This is a genomic window from Mycobacterium sp. (genome assembly GCF_032162105.1).
Taxonomy (GTDB): Bacteria; Actinomycetota; Actinomycetes; order Mycobacteriales; family Mycobacteriaceae; genus Mycobacterium.
Map to the genome: position 1 here is coordinate 1 of NZ_JAVRPS010000729.1, position 5,399 is coordinate 5,399.

The following is a 5,399-nucleotide window of genomic DNA, read 5'->3' on the forward strand; positions in this document are numbered from 1 at the left end:
ACCTTCTTCACCGCACTGGCCGCCATCTCGGGCGGACGCATGGCTTCGTCCCGAGGCGGCGTCTTGATCCGCGATTCGGATGGCACCCTGCTCGGTGCGGTCGGTGTCAGCGGCGACCGGCCCGACAACGACGAAGCGGCTGCCACCGCCGGGATCGAAAGCGTCGGCCTCATCGCCGACGTCGGCTGACCGCTCGTGCCGAAACCGATCGACACCCTGCCCGCGATCCCCGAGCGCACTCAACGTCGGTCGGTGATGATCTTCCTGGCCACTGTCTGCATGTCTCTGCTCGACGTCAGCATGGTGAAAGTCTCGCTGCCTGCGATGCAGGAGACCCTCCATCTCACCCCGACCGCCACCACCCTGGTCATCGCAGGCCCGTCCCTGGTGTCCGGCCTGGCGATGATCCCCGCAGGCCGGTTGGGCGACATCTACGGACGCCGCCGCCTATTCGTCCTCGGCCTGTGGTTGTTCGCGATCACCGCCGTGGTCTGCGCCGTCGCACCCAACGCCGCCGTCCTGGTGGCAGGTCGACTGCTGCACGGCCTCGCAGGCGGCCTACTGGCGCCGCAGACCATGGGCATGATCCAGAGCATGTTCCGTGGTTCCCAACGAAGCAGGGTCTTCGGTTACTTCGGCGCGACCGTCAGCCTGTCCACCGCCACCGGACCACTACTGGGCGGCGCACTTCTGTCCGTCTACGGAACACAACTCGGCTGGCGGCTGGCGCTTGCCTCGACGGCGCTGGTGGCGCTGGCAGCCCTCGCCGCCAGCCAACGGGTGTTGCCGCCCGACCCGCCCCGCACCGCGTCACATCGACTGGACCTGGCAGGCACCACGCTGCTCGGCCTCGGATTCGTGTGCATCTTGCTGCCGATCATGCAGATGTCCTCGAACAGAGAACAGCCCCGGTGGTGGCTGCTCGGGCTCGGCGTGTTCTGGCTTGCGCTGTTCGTCTGGTGGGAACGCCGCCTCGACGCCCGCGGTGACGAACCGGTGATCGCGATGTCGCTGCTGCGGGTACGCAGCTTCTCCGTCGGCGTCCTCATCTCGACGGTGTTCTTTGCCGGGTTTACCAGCACTGTCGTTGTCATGATCATGTACCTGCAGCAAGGCCTGAAATACACCGCATTGCAGGCGGCGTTCGCCATGCTGATCTTCTCCCTCGGGTCCACCGTCGGCTCTCTCGTCAGCGGCCGTCGGGCGGACCGCTCCGGCCGCTGGATCCTCGTCATCGGCGGCACCGTCGCCACGGTCGCCGTCACCGCCGTCGCAGTGACCGCATATCTGTGGACCGGGGCGTACCCCGCGCTGGCGATCGCCGCACCGCTGCTGGTCGCCGGGATCGGCTGCGGCCTGTTCATCACCGCCAACCAAACCCTGTCGCTGAAGGAGGTCCGCCACACCGACGGCGGCGCCGCCACCGGCGTTTACGAAACCAGTCAACGCATCACCACCGCTCTCGGCGTCGCGACAGCGACCTCCCTGTACTTCTACGCAGCCGGCAGCACCGACGACTTCCACGGTGCTATCGGCTACGGCCTAGCCGCACCGATACTGCTATTCGCCACCGCTACGCTCATCGGCCTGACCGAGGTATTCCGATCAGGACCAACCACGGCCCAACCGACACCCACACATGAAGCCGGCACAACCAGGCATCAGTTTGAATCCCAGCAATGACCTCTGCCACGAGAGGTCTCGTCCCAATTCGTGTAGCGGTGACATGGTCGCTGGTGCGGTCGGCGTTTTCCTCGCCACGGCGCCTACTTGGTAGGTTCTCGCCCAAGTGGATACCCTGTGAGGGAACTGTGCTCTCGAACCCGACTGGGCCGAGCACGTAGGAGGTAACCGTGTCGCGACCAGCAGAGCGGTTGTACCGCGGCCGAGTCGCCGACCAGATTGTGGCGGATCTACGGCGCCAGATCCTCACCGGCGAGCTGGCGGACGGTGCGCGACTCCCGTCCGAGCGTGAACTGGCCGCCCAATACGACGTCAGCGCTCCGACCGTCCGCGAGGCCATCCGCGTACTAGCCGCGATGGGACTGCTCAACACCCGCAATGGCAGCCGCACCACCGTTGTCGCCAACGGCGATGCGCTGCTGCGCATGTCGATCGCCTCGGTCGTACAGTTCGAGAAGATGCGGGCCGGCAACGTCCTCGGCCTGCTCGGTGCCCTCAACGCCTACGCGGCCGAGCTCGCCGTCGACCAAGCCTCCGACGACGACATCGGACGGCTGCGTGCGGCGGCCGAGCGGACAGCGGACACGACCGACGTGGCATCCAGCGCCGCCGCGTTGTGCGAGTTCTTCGCTACTTTGTCCTCGATCTCGCATAACCCGCTGCTGGCCGCGTTGTCCAAGGCGATCACCGAGATCCAGATTGGGATGGCAGTCGAGTTGTCCGGCGGTGAACGCGGTGGTTTCGGCCGCGTGGCGGGTTCGATGTACGACGCGAGAATCGACATCGTGGACGCGGTCGCCCGCCACGACGCTGCGGCCGCCGCCGACCATGTGCGCGCGTATCACCGTAGTGTCATCGAACGCACCCGGGCACTGCCCCGCGCCAAGCAACTCGCTAAAACCGATCCCGGCCTGTCCGCCTTCTTGTCCTCCTGGTTGGGCACCAACGTCAGCGTTGGCTCACCCCCTACCGGCCGGCGTGATTCCTGATCTAGACGCCGACCAGCGACAGGGCGTGCGCCCGGCGTAGCTTGCCCGACGGCGTCTTCGGGATGGTCCCCGGGGCGAGCACCACCACGTTGCGCGGCCGGACGTCGACCTCCGAGAACACCTCGTGAGCGACGGCACGCCGAATCCGACGCGCATCCCCGCGGTCTTCGAAGGCGTTCGACTCCACGGCGACGGCGAACGTCTCCCGCCGGTGACCGGCGTTCAGGCGCACCGCCACGGCACACCCCGGCCGCACCCCGGCGACCCGCGCGGCCGCCCGCTCGATGTCGGTGGGGTAGACGTTGCGGCCGGCCATGATGATGACGTCCTTGACCCGCCCGCACACCACGATGTGCGCCTTCTCCGTCAGGTAGCCCAGGTCGCCGGTGTCATACCACCCCTGCCCGTCCTGCGACGAGACGAAACCGGCCAACGTCGTGTAGCCAGGCGAAACGGGCTCACCGCGCACCTGGATCACCCCGACGCCGCGGGTGGGCAGCTCATTGGCGTCCTCGTCGACGACCCTGGCCTGCAGTCCGGCCAGCACGGGGCCGAGAGTGGCGAGCCGACGTATGTTGCCCGTCGTCGCTGGCACGGCGCGATGCAGGACGGCCAGCATGTCGGCGTCTACCTCGTCGATCACCAGGCCGGTGCCGCACTCGGAGAACGACACCGCCACCGTCGTCTCGGCCATGCCGTACGCCGGCAGGATCGCCTCCCGCCGCAGCCCGAACGGCGCACCGGCGTCGCACAGGTCCTCGACGACGGCGGGCTCGACCTGTTCGGCCCCGGACAGCGCCCACCGCAAGCTGGACAGGTCGAACTGGCCAGGCTGCTGCTTGCGCAGCCGCTTCGCCAGCACGGCGTAGGCGAAGTTGGGCGCCGCAGTCATGGTGCCCTTGTACTTGTCGATCAGCTTGGCCCACAGCAGGGTGTCTTGCATGAAGTCCATCGGCGTGACCTTGACCAGCTCGGCGCCGAAGTACATCGGCACGACCAGGAACCCCGTCATGCCCATGTCGTGAAACAGCGGCAGCCAGCTCACGATGACATCGGTGTCCAGGTCGTATTCGGCACCAACGAACATCGCGTCAGCGTTGGACGCCAAGTTGCGAAAGGTGATCCGCACCGCCTTCGGTGGGCCGGTGGAACCGGAGGTCAACTGCAGCAACGCGATGTCGTCCTCGTCGGTGTCCAACGGGTCGATGGCCTCGGACGCCAACAGATCGGCGATGACGAGCACCTTGACACCCCGTTCGGCCAGCACCGGCGCGGCGGCCATGAACGGATCGGAGACGATCACCGCAGCGGCCCCCAGCGCGTCGACCACCCTGCCGGTCTCGGTCGCCCAGAACACGAGGTCGGTCCGGGGCGTGGGCTGATGCAGCATCGTCAGGCTGGCACCGCGCATCCAGACGCCCTGTGCGGTGGGGGCGATCTCCACCGGTGCCCCTGCCAGCACCGCCACGGCATCACCGTGACCGATGCCTGCGGCGGCGAGCCCGCCCGCGACCCTGCGGGCCTGCCGATGCACCTCACCCCAGCTGTGCCGGACGGGTGCATGCGGCTCGCCGGTGACCATGCCCCTGGTGCTGGCACGGGCGTTCTCGTACATCACATCGCAGAACCGGCTCACCGAGCCTTCCTGACGGCGCCGGCCGACTCTTTCGCGCTCTGGGCGAAGTGTCCGAGCAGGTGCCGCAGCACGTACGCATTCATCGGGCCCGTGGCTTCCGAGACGGCGCCAAGGACGCGATCCACGACCGCGACGGCGCACGACGGCGGAACGACGAAGAGCACGGCGTCCCGAGAGTGCGTGCCGATCAGGTAGATGGTCTCGCTGGTCACCAACGTGTAGGGATCGACGGAGATCGCAACGCCCCTGCGGATGATTCGCGACGGCGTCGCCGGCCAAATGCTCGGGTCGTAGACCACGCGGCGGACCTCACCGATCCTCGAGCCGAGAACGGCCAACACATCGGGCAGTTCAGCGCCAAGGTCGGTGCTGCTGGGCCACCACGCGCCGTCTACGCTGCCCCGCGCCGGCGACCTGCTGCAAAACGCTAGGCGCGGCGCTTTCGTGCGAGGAGAGGAAATTGGCACCATGAACGGTGCTCCCGTCGCTATCAGAGCAATCGCAGACGGTAACCGAGGTTGCGGGCACGCGAGGAACCTACGATCCATTGAGACTAGACCACTGCCTTGACCTTGAAGGTCTTCACCCGCCGCGTAGCTGGCAACCGGGTCCGCATCGTAATCCTATTGGTGTCGTATTGGTTTGGCGTGAAAAGCATTTGATGGTCGACACCAGCTCCTAGCATCAAGTCCGGACGCGTGAGCGGAAGGAGTCCACCGTGCCGAACGGAAAACCCAACATTCTGGTCATCTGGGGGATGACATCGGCATCTCGAACCTGAGTTGTTACAGCGACGGCATGATGGGCTACCACACGCCCAACATCGACCGCATCGCCGCCGAGGGCATGCGCTTCACTGATTCCTACGGCGAGCAGAGTTGCACCGCCGGCCGTGCCGCCTTCATCAGCGGTCAGAGCGTTTATCGCACCGGCATGAGCAAGGTCGGCGTGCCCGGCGTCGACATCGGCTGGGCGGCCGAGGACCCGACCATCGCCGAACTGCTCAAACCGCTGGGCTACGCCACCGGCCAGTTCGGCAAGAACCACTTCGGCGATCTGAACAAGTTCCTGCCGACGGTGCACGGGTTCGA

At 66.8% G+C, this 5,399-nt stretch carries 5 protein-coding genes and 1 pseudogene; 4 read left to right on the forward strand and 2 right to left on the reverse strand.

Translation table 11 applies throughout. The annotated features are described in order from the left end of the window. From QOC69_RS36770 to QOC69_RS36780, 3 genes are all read left to right on the forward strand, one after another. Positions 1–189, forward strand: a 189-nt coding sequence (locus tag QOC69_RS36770; protein ID WP_526447891.1) for a heme-binding protein, incomplete at its 5' end; no start/stop codon positions are given. A gap of 6 nt (positions 190–195) precedes the next feature. Further along, on the forward strand, positions 196–1,683 hold the full coding sequence (locus QOC69_RS36775; RefSeq protein WP_526447893.1) for an MFS transporter: 1,488 nt from the start codon (positions 196–198) through the stop codon (positions 1,681–1,683). Positions 1,684–1,853: 170 nt separating this feature from the next. Further along, a complete protein-coding gene (locus tag QOC69_RS36780) occupies positions 1,854–2,672 on the forward strand; it encodes a FadR/GntR family transcriptional regulator (protein ID WP_526447895.1) in 819 nt (272 codons plus the stop codon). A gap of 1 nt (position 2,673) precedes the next feature. Here QOC69_RS36780 and QOC69_RS36785 read toward each other — a convergent pair whose 3' ends face one another. After that, positions 2,674–4,308, reverse strand: coding sequence for a long-chain-fatty-acid--CoA ligase (locus QOC69_RS36785; RefSeq protein WP_526447897.1), 1,635 nt, complete (start codon positions 4,306–4,308; stop codon positions 2,674–2,676). Next, the gene (locus tag QOC69_RS36790) at positions 4,305–4,856 is read right to left on the reverse strand and encodes a DUF5994 family protein (protein WP_526447899.1); all 552 of its coding nucleotides are present in this window, start codon (positions 4,854–4,856) and stop codon (positions 4,305–4,307) included. The genes QOC69_RS36785 and QOC69_RS36790 overlap by 4 nt, the downstream gene beginning before the upstream one ends. A 170-nt stretch (positions 4,857–5,026) precedes the next feature. Here QOC69_RS36790 and QOC69_RS36795 point away from each other — a divergent pair. Then, positions 5,027–5,399: pseudogene (locus QOC69_RS36795) on the forward strand (sulfatase-like hydrolase/transferase); the annotation flags it as partial.

What these genes read in the sequence shown, in the direction of transcription:
- QOC69_RS36790 (WP_526447899.1), bottom strand. Translation starts at nt 4,856, where the DNA reads ATGGATCGTAGGTTCCTCGCGTGCCCGCAACCTCGGTTACCGTCTGCG.